This is a genomic window from Intrasporangium sp. DVR, from assembly GCF_040365325.1.
GTDB lineage: Bacteria > Actinomycetota > Actinomycetes > Actinomycetales > Dermatophilaceae > Intrasporangium.
The window spans coordinates 95,768-112,035 of record NZ_BAABZW010000001.1; the positions used below are offsets into that span (position 1 = coordinate 95,768).

At 67.9% G+C, this 16,268-nt stretch carries 26 protein-coding genes; all 26 read left to right on the forward strand.

Annotated elements, in window-relative coordinates:
* Positions 1 to 370: 370 nt before the first annotated feature.
* The 26 genes from rpsJ to gdhA all read left to right on the forward strand — a co-directional run bounded on the left by rpsJ (position 371) and on the right by gdhA (position 16,267).
* Positions 371 to 679, forward strand: a complete 309-nt coding sequence (rpsJ, locus tag ABWV20_RS00450; protein ID WP_009775966.1) for a 30S ribosomal protein S10 — start codon at positions 371 to 373, stop codon at positions 677 to 679.
* A 10-nt stretch (positions 680 to 689) separates the two neighbouring features.
* Positions 690 to 1,355, forward strand: coding sequence for a 50S ribosomal protein L3 (gene rplC, locus ABWV20_RS00455; RefSeq protein WP_353352787.1), 666 nt, complete (start codon positions 690 to 692; stop codon positions 1,353 to 1,355).
* Positions 1,352 to 1,978 carry a 50S ribosomal protein L4 gene (gene rplD, locus ABWV20_RS00460; RefSeq protein ID WP_353352788.1) on the forward strand — a complete coding sequence of 209 codons (627 nt, stop codon included), beginning with the start codon at positions 1,352 to 1,354 and terminating at the stop codon, positions 1,976 to 1,978. Before rplC ends, rplD begins: the two co-directional genes overlap by 4 nt.
* Positions 1,975 to 2,274 carry a 50S ribosomal protein L23 gene (gene rplW / locus ABWV20_RS00465; protein WP_013493568.1) on the forward strand — a complete coding sequence of 100 codons (300 nt, stop codon included), beginning with the start codon at positions 1,975 to 1,977 and terminating at the stop codon, positions 2,272 to 2,274. The genes rplD and rplW overlap by 4 nt, the downstream gene beginning before the upstream one ends.
* A 31-nt stretch (positions 2,275 to 2,305) precedes the next feature.
* On the forward strand, positions 2,306 to 3,142 hold the full coding sequence (rplB, locus tag ABWV20_RS00470; RefSeq protein ID WP_353352789.1) for a 50S ribosomal protein L2: 837 nt from the start codon (positions 2,306 to 2,308) through the stop codon (positions 3,140 to 3,142).
* A gap of 15 nt (positions 3,143 to 3,157) precedes the next feature.
* Positions 3,158 to 3,439: a 30S ribosomal protein S19 gene (gene rpsS, locus ABWV20_RS00475; protein ID WP_026864141.1), complete on the forward strand. Its 282-nt coding sequence runs from the start codon at positions 3,158 to 3,160 to the stop codon at positions 3,437 to 3,439.
* Between the two features lie 35 nt (positions 3,440 to 3,474).
* A complete protein-coding gene (rplV, locus tag ABWV20_RS00480; RefSeq protein ID WP_353352790.1) occupies positions 3,475 to 3,840 on the forward strand; it encodes a 50S ribosomal protein L22 in 366 nt (121 codons plus the stop codon).
* Positions 3,840 to 4,673, forward strand: coding sequence for a 30S ribosomal protein S3 (gene rpsC, locus ABWV20_RS00485; RefSeq protein WP_353352791.1), 834 nt, complete (start codon positions 3,840 to 3,842; stop codon positions 4,671 to 4,673). Before rplV ends, rpsC begins: the two co-directional genes overlap by 1 nt.
* Position 4,674: 1 nt before the next feature.
* Complete coding sequence (gene rplP / locus ABWV20_RS00490; protein WP_034801566.1) at positions 4,675 to 5,094, forward strand: 50S ribosomal protein L16; 420 nt, start codon at positions 4,675 to 4,677, stop codon at positions 5,092 to 5,094.
* The gene (gene rpmC / locus ABWV20_RS00495; RefSeq protein ID WP_353352792.1) at positions 5,094 to 5,435 is read left to right on the forward strand and encodes a 50S ribosomal protein L29; all 342 of its coding nucleotides are present in this window, start codon (positions 5,094 to 5,096) and stop codon (positions 5,433 to 5,435) included. Before rplP ends, rpmC begins: the two co-directional genes overlap by 1 nt.
* Positions 5,432 to 5,713 (forward strand): 30S ribosomal protein S17, encoded by a 282-nt coding sequence (gene rpsQ / locus ABWV20_RS00500; RefSeq protein WP_353352793.1) that lies wholly within the window; start codon positions 5,432 to 5,434, stop codon positions 5,711 to 5,713. Before rpmC ends, rpsQ begins: the two co-directional genes overlap by 4 nt.
* A 233-nt stretch (positions 5,714 to 5,946) precedes the next feature.
* Entirely contained in the window at positions 5,947 to 6,315 is a 369-nt protein-coding gene (rplN, locus tag ABWV20_RS00505; RefSeq protein ID WP_142181405.1) for a 50S ribosomal protein L14, read from the forward strand.
* 2 nt (positions 6,316 to 6,317) lie between these two features.
* Entirely contained in the window at positions 6,318 to 6,689 is a 372-nt protein-coding gene (gene rplX / locus ABWV20_RS00510) for a 50S ribosomal protein L24 (protein ID WP_353352794.1), read from the forward strand.
* A 2-nt stretch (positions 6,690 to 6,691) separates the two neighbouring features.
* Positions 6,692 to 7,270: a 50S ribosomal protein L5 gene (gene rplE, locus ABWV20_RS00515; protein ID WP_353352795.1), complete on the forward strand. Its 579-nt coding sequence runs from the start codon at positions 6,692 to 6,694 to the stop codon at positions 7,268 to 7,270.
* 1 nt (position 7,271) lies between these two features.
* Positions 7,272 to 7,457, forward strand: coding sequence for a type Z 30S ribosomal protein S14 (locus ABWV20_RS00520; protein WP_013493557.1), 186 nt, complete (start codon positions 7,272 to 7,274; stop codon positions 7,455 to 7,457).
* Positions 7,458 to 7,627: 170 nt separating this feature from the next.
* Positions 7,628 to 8,026: a 30S ribosomal protein S8 gene (gene rpsH, locus ABWV20_RS00525; RefSeq protein ID WP_272463143.1), complete on the forward strand. Its 399-nt coding sequence runs from the start codon at positions 7,628 to 7,630 to the stop codon at positions 8,024 to 8,026.
* A gap of 12 nt (positions 8,027 to 8,038) precedes the next feature.
* Positions 8,039 to 8,575 carry a 50S ribosomal protein L6 gene (gene rplF, locus ABWV20_RS00530; protein WP_353352796.1) on the forward strand — a complete coding sequence of 179 codons (537 nt, stop codon included), beginning with the start codon at positions 8,039 to 8,041 and terminating at the stop codon, positions 8,573 to 8,575.
* Between the two features lie 3 nt (positions 8,576 to 8,578).
* Positions 8,579 to 8,953: a 50S ribosomal protein L18 gene (gene rplR / locus ABWV20_RS00535; protein WP_353352797.1), complete on the forward strand. Its 375-nt coding sequence runs from the start codon at positions 8,579 to 8,581 to the stop codon at positions 8,951 to 8,953.
* Positions 8,954 to 8,990: 37 nt separating this feature from the next.
* A complete protein-coding gene (gene rpsE, locus ABWV20_RS00540) occupies positions 8,991 to 9,659 on the forward strand; it encodes a 30S ribosomal protein S5 (RefSeq protein ID WP_353352798.1) in 669 nt (222 codons plus the stop codon).
* Positions 9,659 to 9,841, forward strand: coding sequence for a 50S ribosomal protein L30 (gene rpmD, locus ABWV20_RS00545; protein WP_013493552.1), 183 nt, complete (start codon positions 9,659 to 9,661; stop codon positions 9,839 to 9,841). Before rpsE ends, rpmD begins: the two co-directional genes overlap by 1 nt.
* 2 nt (positions 9,842 to 9,843) lie before the next feature.
* Positions 9,844 to 10,317, forward strand: a complete 474-nt coding sequence (gene rplO / locus ABWV20_RS00550; protein ID WP_353352799.1) for a 50S ribosomal protein L15 — start codon at positions 9,844 to 9,846, stop codon at positions 10,315 to 10,317.
* A gap of 176 nt (positions 10,318 to 10,493) precedes the next feature.
* A complete protein-coding gene (gene secY, locus ABWV20_RS00555; RefSeq protein ID WP_353352800.1) occupies positions 10,494 to 11,816 on the forward strand; it encodes a preprotein translocase subunit SecY in 1,323 nt (440 codons plus the stop codon).
* 49 nt (positions 11,817 to 11,865) lie between these two features.
* Positions 11,866 to 12,444 (forward strand): adenylate kinase, encoded by a 579-nt coding sequence (locus tag ABWV20_RS00560; RefSeq protein ID WP_353352801.1) that lies wholly within the window; start codon positions 11,866 to 11,868, stop codon positions 12,442 to 12,444.
* Between the two features lie 8 nt (positions 12,445 to 12,452).
* On the forward strand, positions 12,453 to 13,295 hold the full coding sequence (gene map, locus ABWV20_RS00565) for a type I methionyl aminopeptidase (RefSeq protein ID WP_353352802.1): 843 nt from the start codon (positions 12,453 to 12,455) through the stop codon (positions 13,293 to 13,295).
* 45 nt (positions 13,296 to 13,340) lie between these two features.
* On the forward strand, positions 13,341 to 14,816 hold the full coding sequence (locus tag ABWV20_RS00570; RefSeq protein WP_353352803.1) for a serine hydrolase domain-containing protein: 1,476 nt from the start codon (positions 13,341 to 13,343) through the stop codon (positions 14,814 to 14,816).
* A 104-nt stretch (positions 14,817 to 14,920) separates the two neighbouring features.
* Positions 14,921 to 16,267: an NADP-specific glutamate dehydrogenase gene (gene gdhA / locus ABWV20_RS00575; RefSeq protein WP_353352804.1), complete on the forward strand. Its 1,347-nt coding sequence runs from the start codon at positions 14,921 to 14,923 to the stop codon at positions 16,265 to 16,267.
* Position 16,268 lies beyond the last annotated feature (1 nt).

Genomic DNA, 16,268 nt, shown 5'->3' on the forward strand with positions numbered 1-16,268 from the left:
AGCGCGGGCGAGCCCAGCGGCATACGGCAGGCGGCGACGGCGCGCCACGGAAGCCGGCGTGCGTGCCCCAGCCACCTCGATTTGATAGAGGTTCCGCCCTCTGGCACACTTATCAGGTTGCTTGACGCGCGTCGCTGACCCATGTCGGTGCCGCCGCCCCTCGTCATCGCCCTCACGGGGATGTGATGACTAGGACTCGATTGAGAGGCCGAGGGAAGCGCAAGCCACCCGGTTCGGCCGGGCAATCCACGACGAGAGTGGCACTTCGGTGCGGACTTTCACCGCGGAGCGGGCGCGACACGCCCGACCTCGGGGGTCGGATGCCAAGGGAACCGGTTGCTAGGTACGGCGAGAGAGAGACGTAACGGAGATGGCGGGACAGAAGATCCGCATCCGCTTGAAGTCGTATGACCACGAGGTCATCGACAACTCGGCGCGCAAGATTGTCGACACGGTGACGCGTGCCGGCGCCACTGTGGTGGGCCCGGTTCCGCTGCCGACGGAGAAGAACGTCTTCGTCGTCATCCGGTCGCCGCACAAGTACAAGGACAGCCGCGAGCACTTCGAGATGCGCACGCACAAGCGCCTCATCGACATCATCGACCCGACGCCCAAGGCCGTCGACTCGCTGATGCGTCTCGACCTGCCGGCGGACGTCAACATCGAGATCAAGCTCTGAGGCGGCCACGATGACTGTTGCAGCCACCACCTCCAACCGGACCGTCAAGGGCCTGCTCGGCAAGAAGCTCGGCATGACCCAGGTCTGGGATGCCGACAACCGGCTCGTGCCCGTGACCGTGGTCGAGGCCGGCCCCTGCGTCGTCACGCAGGTCCGCAACGGTGACACCGACGGCTACGACGCCGTCCAGATCGCCTTCGGCGCCATCGACCCGCGCAAGGTCAACCAGCCGATGTCCGGCCACTTCGAGAAGGCCGGCGTGACGCCGCGCCGCCACCTCGTCGAGCTCCGCACCGCGGACGCCGCCGACTACGAGCTCGGCCAGGAGATCTCGGCCGAGATCTTCGAGGCCGGCCAGCGCATCGACGCGACGGGCACGACGAAGGGCAAGGGCTTCGCGGGTGTCATGAAGCGCCACGGCTTCCACGGCGTGTCCTCCTCGCACGGTGCCCACAAGAACCACCGCAAGCCGGGCTCCATCGGCGGCTGCGCCACGCCCGGCCGTGTCTTCCGGGGCATGCGCATGGCTGGTCGCATGGGTGGCGTCCGCCAGACGACCCAGAACCTCCAGATCCACGCCGTTGACGCCGAGAAGGGCCTGCTGCTCATCAAGGGTGCCGTTCCCGGTCCCCGTGGCGGCATCGTCCTGATCCGCACGGCTGCGAAGGGTGCATGAACGACATGGCAACCAAGACGCAGAACCTTCCCGCTGACATCTTCGATGTCCAGACGAACATCCCGCTGATCCACCAGGTCGTGGTGGCCCAGCTCGCGGCCGCCCGTCAGGGCACGCACTCGACGAAGACCCGTGGCGAGGTCCGCGGCGGTGGGCGCAAGCCGTACCGCCAGAAGGGCACCGGCCGCGCCCGCCAGGGCTCGACCCGCGCACCGCAGTTCGCCGGTGGCGGCGTCGTCCACGGCCCGCAGCCGCGTGACTACGCGCAGCGGACCCCCAAGAAGATGAAGGCCGCCGCGCTGCGTGGGGCCCTCTCCGACCGCGCCCGCTTCGACCGCATCCACGTGATCGACTCCCTCGTCGAGGGCGACGCCCCGTCGGCGAAGGCCGCGGCGGCGCTCCTCGCCGGCCTGACCGACCGCCCCAACCTGCTCGTCGTGCTCGAGCGTGGCGACCAGGTCAGCTTCAAGTCGGTCCGCAACCTGCCGAACGTCCACGTCCTCGTGGCCGACCAGCTCAACACGTACGACGTGCTGTGCGCTGACGACATCGTCTTCACGCAGGGTGCGCTCGACGCGTTCGTCGCCGGTCCGGTCAAGGCCGACAAGGAGGGCTCGAAGTGAGCATCCACGCCAAGGACCCCCGCGACATCCTCATCGCACCGGTCGTCTCCGAGAAGTCGTACGGCCTCCTCGACGAGGGCAAGTACACCTTCATCGTCGACCCGCGCGCGAACAAGACCGAGATCAAGATCGCCATCGAGCAGATCTTCAACGTCAAGGTCGACAAGGTGCACACCCTGAACCGCCAGGGCAAGGCCCGACGCACCCGCTTCGGCATCGGCAAGCGCAAGGACACCAAGCGTGCGATCGTCTCCCTCCGCGAGGGTTCGATCGACATCTTCGGTGCGGGCGCCTGAGAACGACGAAGATCCTTAAGGACTAACGAACATGGGTATCCGTAAGTACAAGCCGACCACACCGGGTCGTCGCGGCTCGTCGGTCGCCGACTTCGTCGAGATCACGCGTTCCACCCCGGAGAAGTCCCTCGTCCGTCCCCTGACGAAGACGGGTGGCCGCAACAACTCCGGCCGGATCACGACTCGCCACATCGGTGGCGGTCACAAGCGTGCGTACCGCGTCATCGACTTCCGTCGCCACGACAAGGACGGTGTGCCGGCCAAGGTCGCTCACATCGAGTACGACCCCAACCGCACGGCGCGCATCGCGCTCGTCCAGTACTCCGACGGCGAGAAGCGCTACATCCTCGCGCCGAACAAGCTCAAGCAGGGCGACCCGATCGAGAACGGCCCCACGGCCGACATCAAGCCGGGCAACTCGCTGCCGCTGCGCAACATCCCGGTCGGCACGGTCGTGCACGCGATCGAGCTCAAGCCGGGTGGCGGTGCCAAGATCGCTCGCTCCGCCGGTGCGCGCGTCCAGCTCGTCGCCAAGGAGGGGGCCTACGCCCAGCTGCGCATGCCCTCCGGTGAGATCCGCAACGTCGACGCGCGCTGCCGCGCCACCGTCGGCGAGGTCGGCAACGCCGAGCAGAGCAACATCAACTGGGGCAAGGCCGGCCGCATGCGCTGGAAGGGCAAGCGCCCGACCGTGCGTGGCGTCGCGATGAACCCGGTTGACCACCCGCACGGTGGTGGTGAGGGCAAGACGTCCGGTGGACGTCACCCTGTCAGCCCCTGGGGCCAGGCCGAGGGCCGCACCCGCAAGGGACACAAGGAAAGCGACAAGCTCATTGTGCGTCGCCGTCGTACTGGCAAGAAGCGCTGATAAGGAGCCTTTGGAATGCCTCGTAGCCTGAAGAAGGGCCCCTTCATCGACGACCACCTCCAGAAGAAGGTGGACGCCCAGAACGAAGCGGGCACGAAGAACGTCATCAAGACCTGGTCACGTCGGTCGGTCATCAGCCCCGACATGCTCGGTCACACCTTCGCCGTCCACGACGGCCGCAAGCACGTCCCGGTGTTCGTCACCGAGTCGATGGTCGGCCACAAGCTCGGCGAGTTCGCTCCGACGCGGACCTTCAAGGGTCACGTGAAGGACGACAAGAAGGGTCGTCGTCGCTGATGGCCGCCGCAACGGGAAACACCAAGGAATCTGTCATGGAAGCCAAGGCTTCGGCGCGGCACGTCCGGGTCAGCCCGCAGAAGGCCCGCCGTGTCGTGGACCTCATCCGCGGCAAGGCTGCCACCGACGCTGTCACGACGCTGACCTTCGCGCCGCAAGCCGCCTCCGAGCCGGTGAAGAAGGTGCTCCAGAGCGCCATCGCCAACGCCCGGTTCCAGGCGGACCGCGAGTCGGTCGCCTTCGACGAGCGTGAGCTCATCGTCAGCGCCGCCTTCGTCGACGAGGGCCCGACCATGAAGCGCTTCCGTCCGCGGGCCCAGGGCCGCGCCGGTCGCATCAACAAGCGCACGAGCCACATCACCGTGGTCGTGTCCCAGCTCGAGAAGAAGGGAGCCCGCTGATGGGTCAGAAGGTCAACCCCCATGGCTTCCGTCTGGGCATCACCACCGACCACAAGAGCCGCTGGTTCGCTGACTCGACCAAGGCCGGGCAGCGCTACCGCGACTACGTCAAGGAAGATGTCTCGATCCGTCGCCTGATGGAGAAGGGCATGGAGCGCGCCGGCATCGCCAAGGTCGAGATCGAGCGCACCCGTGACCGCGTCCGCGTCGACATCCACACGGCTCGTCCCGGCATCGTCATCGGCCGCCGCGGCGCCGAGGCCGACCGCATCCGTGGTGAGCTCGAGAAGCTGACGGGCAAGCAGGTCCAGCTCAACATCCTCGAGGTCAAGAACCCCGAGACCGACTCCCAGCTGGTCGCCCAGGGCATCGCCGAGCAGCTCTCCGCTCGTGTCTCGTTCCGTCGCGCCATGCGCAAGGGCATGCAGTCCGCCCAGCGCGCCGGCGCCAAGGGCATCCGTGTCCAGGTCTCCGGCCGCCTCAACGGCGCCGAGATGAGCCGGACCGAGTTCTACCGCGAGGGTCGCGTTCCGCTGCACACGCTGCGCGCGCAGATCGACTACGGCTTCTACGAGGCCCGGACGACGTTCGGCCGCATCGGGGTCAAGGTCTGGATCTACAAGGGCGACATGACGGCCAAGGAGCTCGCGGCCCAGCAGGCCGCCGCCCCCCGCCCGTCGCGTGGCCCGCGCCGGGACGGCGACAGCCGCCCCAGCCGCGCCCGTCGCGGTGACCGCAACGAGGGCTCCGCTCCGCGCGAGACGGCCGCCCCTGAGTCCACGGTGACCGCCGAGGCTCCGGCCCCGGCCGCCACCGAGAATGAGCAGGCCTGACATGTTGATTCCCCGTCGAGTCAAGCACCGCAAGCAGCACCACCCGGACCGCCACGGTGCGGCCAAGGGTGGCACCAAGATCGCGTTCGGCGAGTACGGCATCCAGGCGCTCGAGCCGGCCTACGTGACGAACCGTCAGATCGAGTCCGCTCGTATCGCGATGACCCGCTACATCAAGCGTGGCGGAAAGGTGTGGATCAACATCTACCCCGACCGTCCGCTGACCAAGAAGCCCGCCGAGACCCGCATGGGTTCCGGTAAGGGTTCGCCGGAGTGGTGGATCGCCAACGTCAAGCCGGGCCGGGTCATGTTCGAGCTCTCGGGCGTGTCCGAGCCGGTGGCGCGTGAGGCGATGCGTCTCGCGATGCACAAGCTCCCCATGAAGTGCCGCTTCGTTCAGCGTGAGGGTGGTGACATCTGATGGCAGTCGGTACCAAGGACCTGGCTTCCGAGCAGCTGCGTGGTCTCGACGACGCGCGTCTGGCCGACGAGCTGAAGAAGGCCAAGGAGGAGCTGTTCAACCTCCGGTTCCAGTCGGCCACCGGGCAGCTGGACAACCACGGCCGTCTGCGCGCCGTCAAGAAGGACATCGCGCGGATCTACACCGAGATGCGTGAGCGTGAGCTCGGCATCGGCTCGGCCCCCGCCGCGCCCAAGGCCGACACGTCCGACGCGTCGGACAAGAAGGCGAAGAAGGCCGAGAAGGCCGAGAAGAAGTCGGCCAAGAAGGCGCAGGCGGCTGACGAGGAGGCCCAGGCATGAGCGAGCAGACCCCTGAGAAGACCACGGAGCGCAACTACCGCAAGACCCGTCAGGGTTACGTGGTGAGCGACAAGATGGACAAGACCGTCGTGGTCGAGGTCGAGGACCGCGTCAAGCACGCGCTCTACGCCAAGGTCATCCGTCGCTCCAGCAAGGTCAAGGCGCACGACGAGAAGAACGAGGCCGGCGTCGGCGACCGCGTGCTGATCATGGAGACGCGTCCGCTCTCCGCGACCAAGCACTGGCGCGTCGTCGAGATCCTCGAGAAGGCCAAGTAACACACGGGGGGCTCCGCCCCCCCGTGGCCCCCCCGACAACCCGCGTGGCTGGGACCGTGCGGAAAGTCGGGGAGCCAGCTGGGCGGCATACGGCAAAGCCTCATGTATGCCGCTGGGCTTGGTCCCACACAGAACGTTTCCATTTGGTTCGGCAAGGCTTCCGGCGAGAAGAAATGGCGCTGAGCGCCAATTCTTCTCGCCGGGAGAACCAGCACGACGACAGGAGTTAGACAGTGATTCAGCAGGAGTCGCGACTGCGCGTCGCCGACAACACCGGTGCCAAGGAGCTCCTTTGCATCCGTGTTCTCGGTGGATCGGGCCGTCGATACGCCGGCATCGGCGACACCATCGTCGCCACCGTCAAGGACGCCATCCCGGGCGGCAACGTCAAGAAGGGTGATGTCGTCAAGGCGGTCATCGTCCGCACGGTCAAGGAGCGCCGTCGTGCTGACGGTTCCTACATCAAGTTCGACGAGAACGCCGCGGTGATTCTCAAGGCGGACGGCGACCCGCGCGGAACCCGAATCTTCGGCCCGGTCGGCCGCGAGCTGCGCGAGAAGAAGTTCATGAAGATCATCTCGCTCGCGCCGGAGGTGCTGTGAACATGGCGAAGGCCAAGATGAAGATCAAGAAGGGTGACCTCGTCCAGGTCATCTCCGGCCGCAGCCAGAAGAACGGCGGCGACCGGGGCAAGCAGGGCAAGGTCATCGCGGTCTACCCCGAGACCCAGCGCGTGCTGGTCGAGGGCATCAACCGCGTCACCAAGCACATCAAGGCCGGCGCCACGGCTCGTGGCACCCGGACCGGTGGCCTGACCCACACCGAGGCCGCGGTCCACGTGAGCAACGTGGCCATCGTGGACCCCGAGACGAAGAAGCCGACGCGCGTCCGCACGCGGGTCGAGACCGTCGAGCGCAATGGCCGCCAGAAGGCGACCCGCGTCCGTGTCGCGGTCAAGTCGGACAAGGACCTGTGAACATGTCTGAGAACACCATGACCACCGCTACCGCGACCATGCCGCGCCTCAAGCAGCGCTACCAGGACGAGATCAAGACCGCGCTGCTCGAGCAGTTCGGCTACGGCAACGTCATGCAGGTGCCCGGAGTCGTCAAGGTCGTCGTCAACATGGGCGTCGGCGACGCCGCCAAGGACAGCAAGCTCATCGAGGGTGCCGTCCGCGACCTGACGAACATCACCGGCCAGAAGCCGGTCGTCACCAAGGCGCGCAAGTCGATCGCCCAGTTCAAGCTCCGCGAGGGCATGCCCATCGGCGCGCACACGACGCTGCGCGGCGACCGGATGTGGGAGTTCCTCGACCGACTCGTCACGATCGCGCTCCCGCGCATCCGCGACTTCCGTGGGCTGTCCCCGAAGCAGTTCGACGGTCGGGGCAACTACACGTTCGGTCTGACCGAGCAGTCGATGTTCCACGAGATCGACCAGGACAAGATCGACCGAGTCCGGGGCATGGACATCACCGTGGTCACCACGGCGACCAACGATGACGAGGGTCGCGCGCTGCTCAAGGCGCTCGGCTTCCCCTTCAAGGAGAACTGACATGGCCAAGACCGCGCTGATCAACAAGGCGAACCGGAAGCCGAAGTTCAAGGTCCGTGCGTACACCCGCTGCCAGAAGTGCGGTCGCCCGCACTCGGTGTACCGCAAGTTCGGCCTCTGCCGCATCTGCCTTCGCGAGATGGCGCACGCGGGCGAGCTGCCGGGCGTGACCAAGAGCTCCTGGTAACCCACACTCCGGGGGGTCCGCCCCCCGAGTGCCCCCCGAGACGCCCGCGTGGCGGGGGAACGCAACCACAGACCAACACACCTCTGACACCGTAGGTCGGCCCGGCTGTTCGTGCCCGTTCGGGACGCACGCCGAGTCGAAACCCCGGTGAGGAAGGGCGGAGAGCCCACATGACCATGACTGACCCGATTGCGGACATGCTGACCCGTGTGCGGAACGCCAACTCGGCGCACCACGACACGGTCTCCATGCCGTACTCCAAGCTGAAGAAGAACATCGCCGAGATCCTCGAGGCCGAGGGCTACATCGCCGGCTGGAAGGTCGAGGAGGCCGAGGTCGGCCAGACGCTGACCGTCGACCTCAAGTACGGCCCCAACCGGGAGCGCTCCATCGCCGGCGTGCGCCGCGTGAGCAAGCCGGGTCTGCGCGTCTACGCCAAGTCGACGAACCTGCCCAAGGTTCTCGGCGGCCTCGGCGTCGCGATCCTCTCGACGTCGAGCGGTCTGCTGACCGACAAGCAGGCACACGAGAAGGGCGTGGGTGGGGAAGTCCTCGCCTACGTCTGGTAAGGAGGCACTGACATGTCGCGAATCGGACGACTCCCTGTCACCGTGCCCTCAGGTGTCGACGTGACCCTCAACGGTCAGGACGTCACGGTCAAGGGCCCGAAGGGTGAGCTCTCGCTCACCGTCCCGGCACCCATCACCGTCGAGCAGACGGACGGAGCCCTCGAGGTCAAGCGCCCCAACGACGAGCGCGAGGCGCGCTCGCTGCACGGCCTGACCCGCTCGCTCCTCAACAACATGGTCCTCGGTGTCACCGAGGGCTACGAGAAGAAGATGGAGATCCACGGCACGGGTTACCGTGTCGCCGCGAAGGGCTCGGACCTCGAGTTCTCGCTCGGATACTCGCACCCCATCCTCGTCAAGGCCGAGGACGGGATCAGCTTCGCCGTCGAGAACCCGACGCGCTTCTCGGTGCAAGGCATCGACAAGCAGCGCGTGGGAGAGATCGCCGCGAACATCCGCAAGCTGCGCAAGCCCGACCCCTACAAGGGCAAGGGCGTTCGCTACGCGGGCGAGCAGATCCGTCGCAAGGTTGGAAAGGCCGGTAAGTAAGCCATGGCAATGATCATCAAGCGCGGCAAGACCAAGGCTGCCGCCCGCATCCGCCGCCAGGTTCGCGGTCGCAAGAAGATCGCCGGCACCCCGGCCCGTCCCCGTCTCGTGGTCTCACGCTCGAGCCGGCACATGTTCGTCCAGGTGGTCGACGACACGATCGGCAAGACGGTCGCGTCCGCCTCGACCATGGAGGCCGACCTGCGGACGTTCGAGGGCGACAAGACGGCGAAGGCCAAGAAGGTCGGCGAGCTCGTCGCCGCCCGCGCGAAGAGCGCCGGGGTCGAGGCCGTCGTCTTCGACCGCGGGGGCAACAAGTACCACGGTCGCGTCGCGGCGATCGCCGAGGGCGCTCGTGAAGGCGGGTTGTCCCTGTGACCACGCACCATGCAATCGTTGAGATGAGGAACATCTGATGCCCGGACAGCAGCGTCGAGGCACCGGTCCCGCCGGTGGCGGCGAGCGCACCGAGCGCGGCGATCGTCAGGACCGCCGCGGCGGCCGTGACAACCGTGACGGCGGTCGGGACGCCGAGAAGAGCCAGTACGTCGAGCGCGTCGTGACCATCAACCGCGTCGCCAAGGTCGTCAAGGGTGGCCGTCGCTTCAGCTTCACCGCCCTCGTCGTCGTCGGTGACGGTGACGGCACCGTGGGTGTCGGCTACGGCAAGGCCAAGGAAGTTCCCGCGGCCATCGCCAAGGGTGTCGAGGAGGCCAAGAAGAACTTCTTCAAGGTCCCGCGCATCCAGGGCACCATCCCGCACCCCGTCCAGGGTGAGGCGGCCGCTGGTGTCGTCATGCTCCGTCCCGCCGCTCCCGGTACCGGCGTCATCGCCGGTGGTCCGGTGCGTGCGGTCCTGGAGTGCGCCGGCATCCACGACGTCCTCTCCAAGTCGCTGGGCTCCGACAACGCCATCAACATCGTGCACGCGACGGCTCAGGCCCTGCGTCAGCTCGAGCGCCCGGAGTCGGTGGCGGCGCGTCGCGGCAAGTCCCTCGAGGACGTCGCCCCGGCCGCCATGCTCCGTGCGCGCGCTGCTGGCCTCGCCGAGGCCAGGGCCGCCGCCGAGAAGGCTGGTGCGTGATGGCACGACTCAAGGTCACCCAGATCCGGTCCGAGATCGGCGGCAAGCAGAACCAGCGTGACACGCTGCGCAGCCTCGGTCTGAAGCGCATTGGCGACATCGTCGTCAAGGAGGACCGTCCCGAGATCCGCGGGATGGTCAAGACGGTGACGCACCTCGTCACCGTCGAGGAGGTTGACTGACCATGGCCACCAAGAAGCAGGGCGAGTCCGCCCTCAAGGTGCACCACCTGCGTCCGGCTCCCGGAGCCAAGACCGCCAAGACCCGCGTGGGTCGTGGTGAGGGCTCCAAGGGCAAGACCGCCGGGCGTGGCACCAAGGGCACGAAGGCCCGCTACCAGGTCCCGGAGCGTTTCGAGGGCGGCTCGATGCCGCTGCACATGCGCCTGCCCAAGCTCCGCGGCTTCAAGAACCCGTTCCGCACCGAGTACCAGGTGGTGAACCTCGACCGTCTGCAGGTCCTCTTCCCGGAGGGCGGGCAGGTCTCGGTGGAGGACCTCGTCGCCAAGGGCGCCGTCCGCGACGGCCACCCGGTCAAGGTGCTCGGCACGGGCGAGATCTCGGTCAAGGTCGATGTCGAGGCGCACAAGTTCTCGGCTTCTGCCAAGGAGAAGATCGAGGCCGCCGGCGGCTCGGTCAAGGCCCTGGCCGACAACTGAGCGGTCCGCGTGACCACCCCACACATCGTGTGACCCAGCGCCCCGGGCGCCTGATCCGCGGTCGATGTGACGTCGACCAAGGGGAGGGTGCTCGGGGCGTTGGGCCTTTGCGTTAACCTTCCACGGATTGCTTGACTTCAGCCGACCCCACCGGGTCGGGCCCTCAGGAGGACCCTGTGCTCGCCGCCTTCGTTCGTGCGTTCCGTACCCCGGATCTGCGCAAGAAGTTGCTCTTCACCCTGAGCATCATCGTGCTGTTCCGTCTGGGCTCGCACCTGCCCACGCCCGGCGTGAGCTATCCGCTGGTGCAGAACTGCCTCGAGGCGCGGGACGCAGCGGGTGACGCGACGTCCGGGTTCCTCAACCTCGCGAACCTCTTCAGCGGCGGCGCCCTGCTGCAGCTGTCCGTCTTCGCGCTGGGGATCATGCCCTACATCACCGCGAGCATCATCGTCCAGCTGCTCACCGTGGTCATCCCCCGCTTCGAGGAGCTGAAGAAGGAGGGTCAGGCGGGCACGACGAAGATGACGCAGTACACGCGTTACCTCACGATCGGCCTCGCCATCCTGCAGTCCGCGACCCTCGTGACGTTCGCCCGCAACCCCTCGAGCCTCTTCGGGCCCGCCTGCGACAACATCCTCATCGACTCGTCGTTCATCACCATCCTCATCATGGTGCTCACCATGACGGCCGGCACCGGCCTGATCATGTGGCTCGGCGAGCTGATCACCGACCGTGGCGTCGGCAACGGCATGTCGCTGCTCATCTTCCTCTCGATCGCCTCGTCGTTCCCGCGCGCGCTGTGGGCGATCAAGGACAACCAGGGCTGGGGGACGTTCCTCGGGGTCATCCTCCTGGGCCTGTTCGTGATCGCGGCGGTCGTGTTCGTCGAGCAGTCGCAGCGGCGCATCCCGGTCCAGTACGCCAAGCGGATGGTCGGTCGTCGGATGTACGGCGGCACGTCGACCTACATCCCGCTCAAGGTCAACATGGCCAACGTCATCCCGGTGATCTTCGCCGCGTCGCTGATGGCGCTGCCGGGCCTGGTCGCGCAGTTCAACACGGACCCGACGCAGACGCCGCCCGCGTGGGTCCAGTGGGTCCAGGCGAACCTCACCCGAGGTGATCACCCGGTCTACATGATCGTCTACACGGCCCTCATCATCTTCTTCACGTTCTTCTACGTGTCGATCACGTTCAACCCGACCGAAGTCGCCGACAACATGAAGAAGTACGGCGGCTTCATCCCGGGTATCCGTGCCGGGCGACCCACGGCCGAGTACCTCAACTACGTCATCACCCGAATCACCGTGCCGGGTGCCCTCTACCTAGCGATCGTCTCGCTCATCCCGCTCATCGCCATCGCGGCGATCGGCGCGGACCAGAACTTCCCCTTCGGTGGTACCTCGATCCTGATCATCGTCGGTGTCGGCCTGGAGACGGTCAAGCAGATCGAGGCGCAGCTGCAGCAGCGCCATTACGAAGGGTTCCTCCGTTGATGTCTCTCACCGTCCTCGCCCCGGCCTCCTCGTCGCAGGAGGCGCCCACATGCGTCTGATCATCCTCGGCCCGCCCGGCGCCGGTAAGGGCACGCAGGCCGCGCGGATCGCCGACCGACTGTCGATCCCGGCCATCTCGACGGGCGACATCTTCCGGACCAACATCAAGGAGCAGACCGAGCTGGGGCGCAAGGTCGAGGAGATCCTCGCCTCCGGCGGCTACGTCCCCGACGAGGTCACCAACGAGATCGTGGAGGACCGGCTGTCCTGGCCCGACGCCACCGGCGGCTTCCTCCTCGACGGCTACCCGCGCACGTCGGGCCAGGTCGAGGCGCTGGACGGCATGCTGGCCCGCCACGGGCACCGCCTCGACGCGGTCCTCGAGCTGACCGTCGACGAGGACGCGGTCGTCGAGCGGCTGCTCAAGCGGGCCGAGATCGAGGGCCGCGCCGACGACTCCGAGGACGTCATCCGCGAGCGTCAGGCGATCTACCGTCGTGAGACGGCACCGCTCGCCAAGCACTACGCCGATGCCGGTCTGCTCGTCCAGGTCGACGGCATGGGTGAGGTCGACGAGGTCACCGACCGCATCCTGACCGCACTGCCGACCCCGGCAGCCGAGGACTGAGCGGGTCCGTGTTCGGTCGTCGCAAGCTCCAAGGTCGCACCGACGAGCAGCTCCTCCTCATGCGTGAGGCGGGGCTGCTCGTCGGTCGCACCCTCGAGATGCTCCGGGAGCGGATCGTCCCGGGGGTCACCACGGTCGAGCTCGACCGGCTCGCCGAGGAGTTCATCCGCAGCCACGGCGGCATCCCGAACTTCCAGCTCGTCCCGGGCTACTCGCACACGCTCTGCACGAGCGTCAACGAGGAGGTCGTCCACGGCATCCCCGGCGAGCGGGTCCTGGAGGCAGGCGACCTCATCTCGGTCGACTGCGGCGCCGAGGTCAAGGGCTGGAACGGCGACGCGGCGATCTCGGTCGTCGTCGGCGGTCCCGAGGCCGCCCGTCCGGAGGACCTTGCCCTCATCGCGGCGACGGAGGCGAGCCTCTATGCGGGAATCGCCGCCATGCGCGTCGGCGGGAGGCTCTACGCCGTCGGTGACGCCGTCGAGGCGAGCATCGAGGCAGCCGCCGAGCGGGACGGCCACACCTACGGGATCGTCGACGAGTACGTCGGGCACGGAATCGGCACCGAGATGCACATGGACCCGCAGATCCCCAACTACGCGGTGGGCGAGTCCGGTCCCAAGCTGCCATCCGGCTTCACCGGCGCGATCGAGCCGATGGTCACCCTCGGCGGTTCCACGACGCGGGTGCTCGGGGACGACTGGACGGTCGTCACTGCGGACGGGACCCGGGCCTCGCACTGGGAGCACTCGGTGGCGGTGCGCCCAGAGGGCCTGTGGATCCTCACGGCCATCGACGGGGGCGAGGCCGCGCTGGGAGCGAGCGGAGCGGCATACGCCCCGCTCGGCTGAGCCGACACCGCACGGTCGTCACCGTCCTCACCTAGCGTCGGGAGGGTGATCCTTCCCCGCAGCTCGCCGCGACAGGAGGGCGTCGACGCCCGAGGCCTGGTCGACTTCCTCGACACCGTCCAGCAGCGGCGGATCGAGCTGCACAGCGTCATGGTGGCGCGCCACGGACGCGTCGTCGCGGAGGGCTGGTGGCAGCCGTATGCCGCTGGGCGGGCTCACCTGGTCTACTCCGTCTCGAAGTCGCTGACCGCCACGGCCATCGGCCTCCTCGTGGACGACGGTGTCCTCTCGCTCGACGACCCGGTGCTCGCGCACCTGCCCGGGATTGAGCGGGAGACCCTCCACCCGCACTGGTCTCAGGTGACGGTCCGCCACTGCCTCACCATGACCGTCGGCCATGAGGCCGACGCCTGGGACCCAGCTTTCGCGGGCCTGGGTGGCGACGTGCTGCGGCCCGGGACCGACTGGCTCCCGATCGTGCTCGGCACGGTTCCTGAGCACATACCGGGGTCGACGTTCACGTACAACCAGGTCGCGACCTACCTGCTGTCCCGGGTCGCCCGGGCCGCGTCGGGGCGCGGTCTCGTCGCCATCCTTCGCCCGCGGCTGCTCGACCCTCTGGGGATCCCCGAGCTGCCGTGGCAACGCGACCCGTTGGGGCACGAGCTCGGCTTCACCGGCGCGCACCTGACGACGGAGGGTCTGCTCGCCTTCAGCCAGCTCCACCTCGACCGCGGGGAGTGGCGGGGTCAGCAGCTGCTTCCGGCGGCCTGGGTCGACGAGGCCAGCGCGCCCTTCGGTCCACGGCATCGTGATCCGGCGGCGAACGACGACTCCGTCCTCGGTTACGGCTACTCGTTCTGGACCTCCCGGCACGGCTACCGGGCCGATGGGGCCTTCGGACAGCTCGGGCTGGTCCTTCCCGACGAGGACGCTGCGGTCGCGATCACCGCGGAACACGGCGCGATGCAGGAGATCCTCGACGCCTTCTGGGAGACCGCCCACCCGGCCCTGGGGCGACCGGGGACGGCCCAGGCGGATGCCGTCCTCTCCGAGCGACTCGCCGCCCTCGCGTTTCCCGCCCGTTCCGGGGTCGACCGCGGTCCGGACGACGCTGACGTCGGGCGCAGCGGTGCCGACCACAGCGCGCCGGCCGCAACGGGCGATCGGAGCCTCTCCGGTGCCTACACGGGGGTCTCGGTGCGCCGTGGCCGGCGAGGTCACCTGATGCGACTCCGCCGACGCGACTCGGTGCTCGAGCTGCAGGTCGGCGACGGCGAGTGGCTCGAGTCGGAGCTCCGGCTCGGGGCGCTGCGCCTGCCCGTGGTGGCCAGCGGCGGGTGGGTCGACGGTGACACGTTCGAGGCGGAGGTGTTCGTCGTCGAGACGCCGCACCGGTTCCGGGTCACCGCGCGGCTCCGTGCGGGGGAGGCCACCTTGGCCTGGCGGGAACGGCCGCTCCCCGGCAGCGATCCCTTCGCGCTCGCCGTGGGCCCTCCACCGCTGCGTCCCGTCCACTGAGACGCCACGTTCGTCATTCGGACGCCACGACGGCCGAACCTGCGCAGCGCGACAATCGCCGAGGGACAGACGCAGAGTGACAGACGCAGCGACCAGGAGTGACGATGAGCATCCTCGACCCCCACCTGCAGGACATCTACGACGTCGTGCTGAGGCGCAATCCGGGCGAGGACGAGTTCCACCAGGCGGTGCTCGAGGTCTTCGAGTCCCTGACCCCCGTCGTCCGCAAGCATCCCGAGTTCGCCGACTCCAAGGTCCTCGAGCGACTCTGCGAGCCGGAGCGACAGGTCATCTTCCGGGTGCCCTGGGTCAACGACAGCGGGGAGATCGAGATCAACCGAGGCTTCCGAGTCGAGTTCAGCTCGGTGCTCGGGCCCTTCAAGGGAGGTCTGCGGTTCCATCCGAGCGTCAACCTCGGCATCATCAAGTTCCTCGGCTTCGAGCAGATCTTCAAGAACGCCTTGACGGGCATGCCCATCGGCGGCGGCAAGGGCGGCAGCGACTTCGACCCCAAGGGCCGCAGCGACCGTGAGGTGATGGCCTTCTGCCAGTCCTTCATGACCGAGCTCTACCGGCACATCGGTGAGTACACCGACGTGCCGGCCGGTGACATCGGGGTCGGCGGTCGGGAGATCGGCTACCTCTTCGGGCAGTACAAGCGGATCACCAACCGCTACGAGTCGGGTGTGCTGACCGGCAAGGGGCTCGGCTGGGGCGGCTCCCTCGTTCGCAAGGAGGCGACCGGCTACGGCACCGTCTTCTTCGCCGACGAGATGCTGCGTTCCCGGGGTGACTCCCTCGACGGCAAGCGGGTCGTCGTGTCCGGCTCCGGCAACGTCGCGATCTACGCCGTCGAGAAGGCGCAGCAGCTCGGCGCCCACGTCGTCGCCTGCTCCGACTCGGAAGGGTACGTCGTCGACGAGGCCGGCATCGACCTCGACCTGCTCAAGGAGCTCAAGGAGGTCCGCCGCGACCGGATCAGCAGCTATGTCCAGCAGCGCCCGGCCGCGACGTACGTCGCCGGGGGCAGCATCTGGGACGTCGAGTGCGACATCGCCTTTCCGTGCGCGACCCAGAACGAGCTCGACGAGGACGCTGCGATCACCCTCGTCAAGAACGGCGTCCACGTCGTCGCCGAGGGCGCCAACATGCCGACCACCCCGTCAGCGACTCGGGTCCTCACGGACGCAGAGGTGCTGTTCGCCCCCGGCAAGGCGGCCAACGCCGGCGGCGTCGCCACGTCGGCCCTCGAGATGCAGCAGAACGCCTCGCGTGACTCATGGAGCCACGAGTACACCGAGGAGCGCCTCGCGGGCATCATGCGCGGCATCCACGAGCGCTGCGCCTCGGCGGCCGACGAGTACGGCGCACCGGGCAACTACGTCGTCGGGGCCAACACCTCGTCCTTCGTCCAGCTCGCCGAGGCCGTTCTCGCTCTCGGCGTCATCTGAC

Excerpts from the sequence above, each read along its gene's own strand:
- ABWV20_RS00560 (WP_353352801.1), top strand. The coding sequence starts at position 11,866 with ATGCGTCTGATCATCCTCGGCCCGCCCGGCGCCGGTAAGGGCACGCAG.
- rplD (WP_353352788.1), top strand. The coding sequence starts at position 1,352 with ATGAACGACATGGCAACCAAGACGCAGAACCTTCCCGCTGACATCTTC.
- rpsC (WP_353352791.1), top strand. The coding sequence starts at position 3,840 with ATGGGTCAGAAGGTCAACCCCCATGGCTTCCGTCTGGGCATCACCACC.
- rpsS (WP_026864141.1), top strand. The coding sequence starts at position 3,158 with ATGCCTCGTAGCCTGAAGAAGGGCCCCTTCATCGACGACCACCTCCAG.
- rplP (WP_034801566.1), top strand. The coding sequence starts at position 4,675 with ATGTTGATTCCCCGTCGAGTCAAGCACCGCAAGCAGCACCACCCGGAC.
- rplB (WP_353352789.1), top strand. The coding sequence starts at position 2,306 with ATGGGTATCCGTAAGTACAAGCCGACCACACCGGGTCGTCGCGGCTCG.
- gdhA (WP_353352804.1), top strand. The coding sequence starts at position 14,921 with ATGAGCATCCTCGACCCCCACCTGCAGGACATCTACGACGTCGTGCTG.
- rpsJ (WP_009775966.1), top strand. The coding sequence starts at position 371 with ATGGCGGGACAGAAGATCCGCATCCGCTTGAAGTCGTATGACCACGAG.
- rpmD (WP_013493552.1), top strand. The coding sequence starts at position 9,659 with ATGGCACGACTCAAGGTCACCCAGATCCGGTCCGAGATCGGCGGCAAG.
- rplO (WP_353352799.1), top strand. The coding sequence starts at position 9,844 with ATGGCCACCAAGAAGCAGGGCGAGTCCGCCCTCAAGGTGCACCACCTG.
- ABWV20_RS00520 (WP_013493557.1), top strand. The coding sequence starts at position 7,272 with ATGGCCAAGACCGCGCTGATCAACAAGGCGAACCGGAAGCCGAAGTTC.
- rpsQ (WP_353352793.1), top strand. The coding sequence starts at position 5,432 with ATGAGCGAGCAGACCCCTGAGAAGACCACGGAGCGCAACTACCGCAAG.
- rplF (WP_353352796.1), top strand. The coding sequence starts at position 8,039 with ATGTCGCGAATCGGACGACTCCCTGTCACCGTGCCCTCAGGTGTCGAC.
- rpsE (WP_353352798.1), top strand. The coding sequence starts at position 8,991 with ATGCCCGGACAGCAGCGTCGAGGCACCGGTCCCGCCGGTGGCGGCGAG.
- rplX (WP_353352794.1), top strand. The coding sequence starts at position 6,318 with ATGGCGAAGGCCAAGATGAAGATCAAGAAGGGTGACCTCGTCCAGGTC.
- rpsH (WP_272463143.1), top strand. The coding sequence starts at position 7,628 with ATGACCATGACTGACCCGATTGCGGACATGCTGACCCGTGTGCGGAAC.
- rplC (WP_353352787.1), top strand. The coding sequence starts at position 690 with ATGACTGTTGCAGCCACCACCTCCAACCGGACCGTCAAGGGCCTGCTC.
- rplV (WP_353352790.1), top strand. The coding sequence starts at position 3,475 with ATGGAAGCCAAGGCTTCGGCGCGGCACGTCCGGGTCAGCCCGCAGAAG.
- rplR (WP_353352797.1), top strand. The coding sequence starts at position 8,579 with ATGGCAATGATCATCAAGCGCGGCAAGACCAAGGCTGCCGCCCGCATC.
- rplE (WP_353352795.1), top strand. The coding sequence starts at position 6,692 with ATGTCTGAGAACACCATGACCACCGCTACCGCGACCATGCCGCGCCTC.
- rpmC (WP_353352792.1), top strand. The coding sequence starts at position 5,094 with ATGGCAGTCGGTACCAAGGACCTGGCTTCCGAGCAGCTGCGTGGTCTC.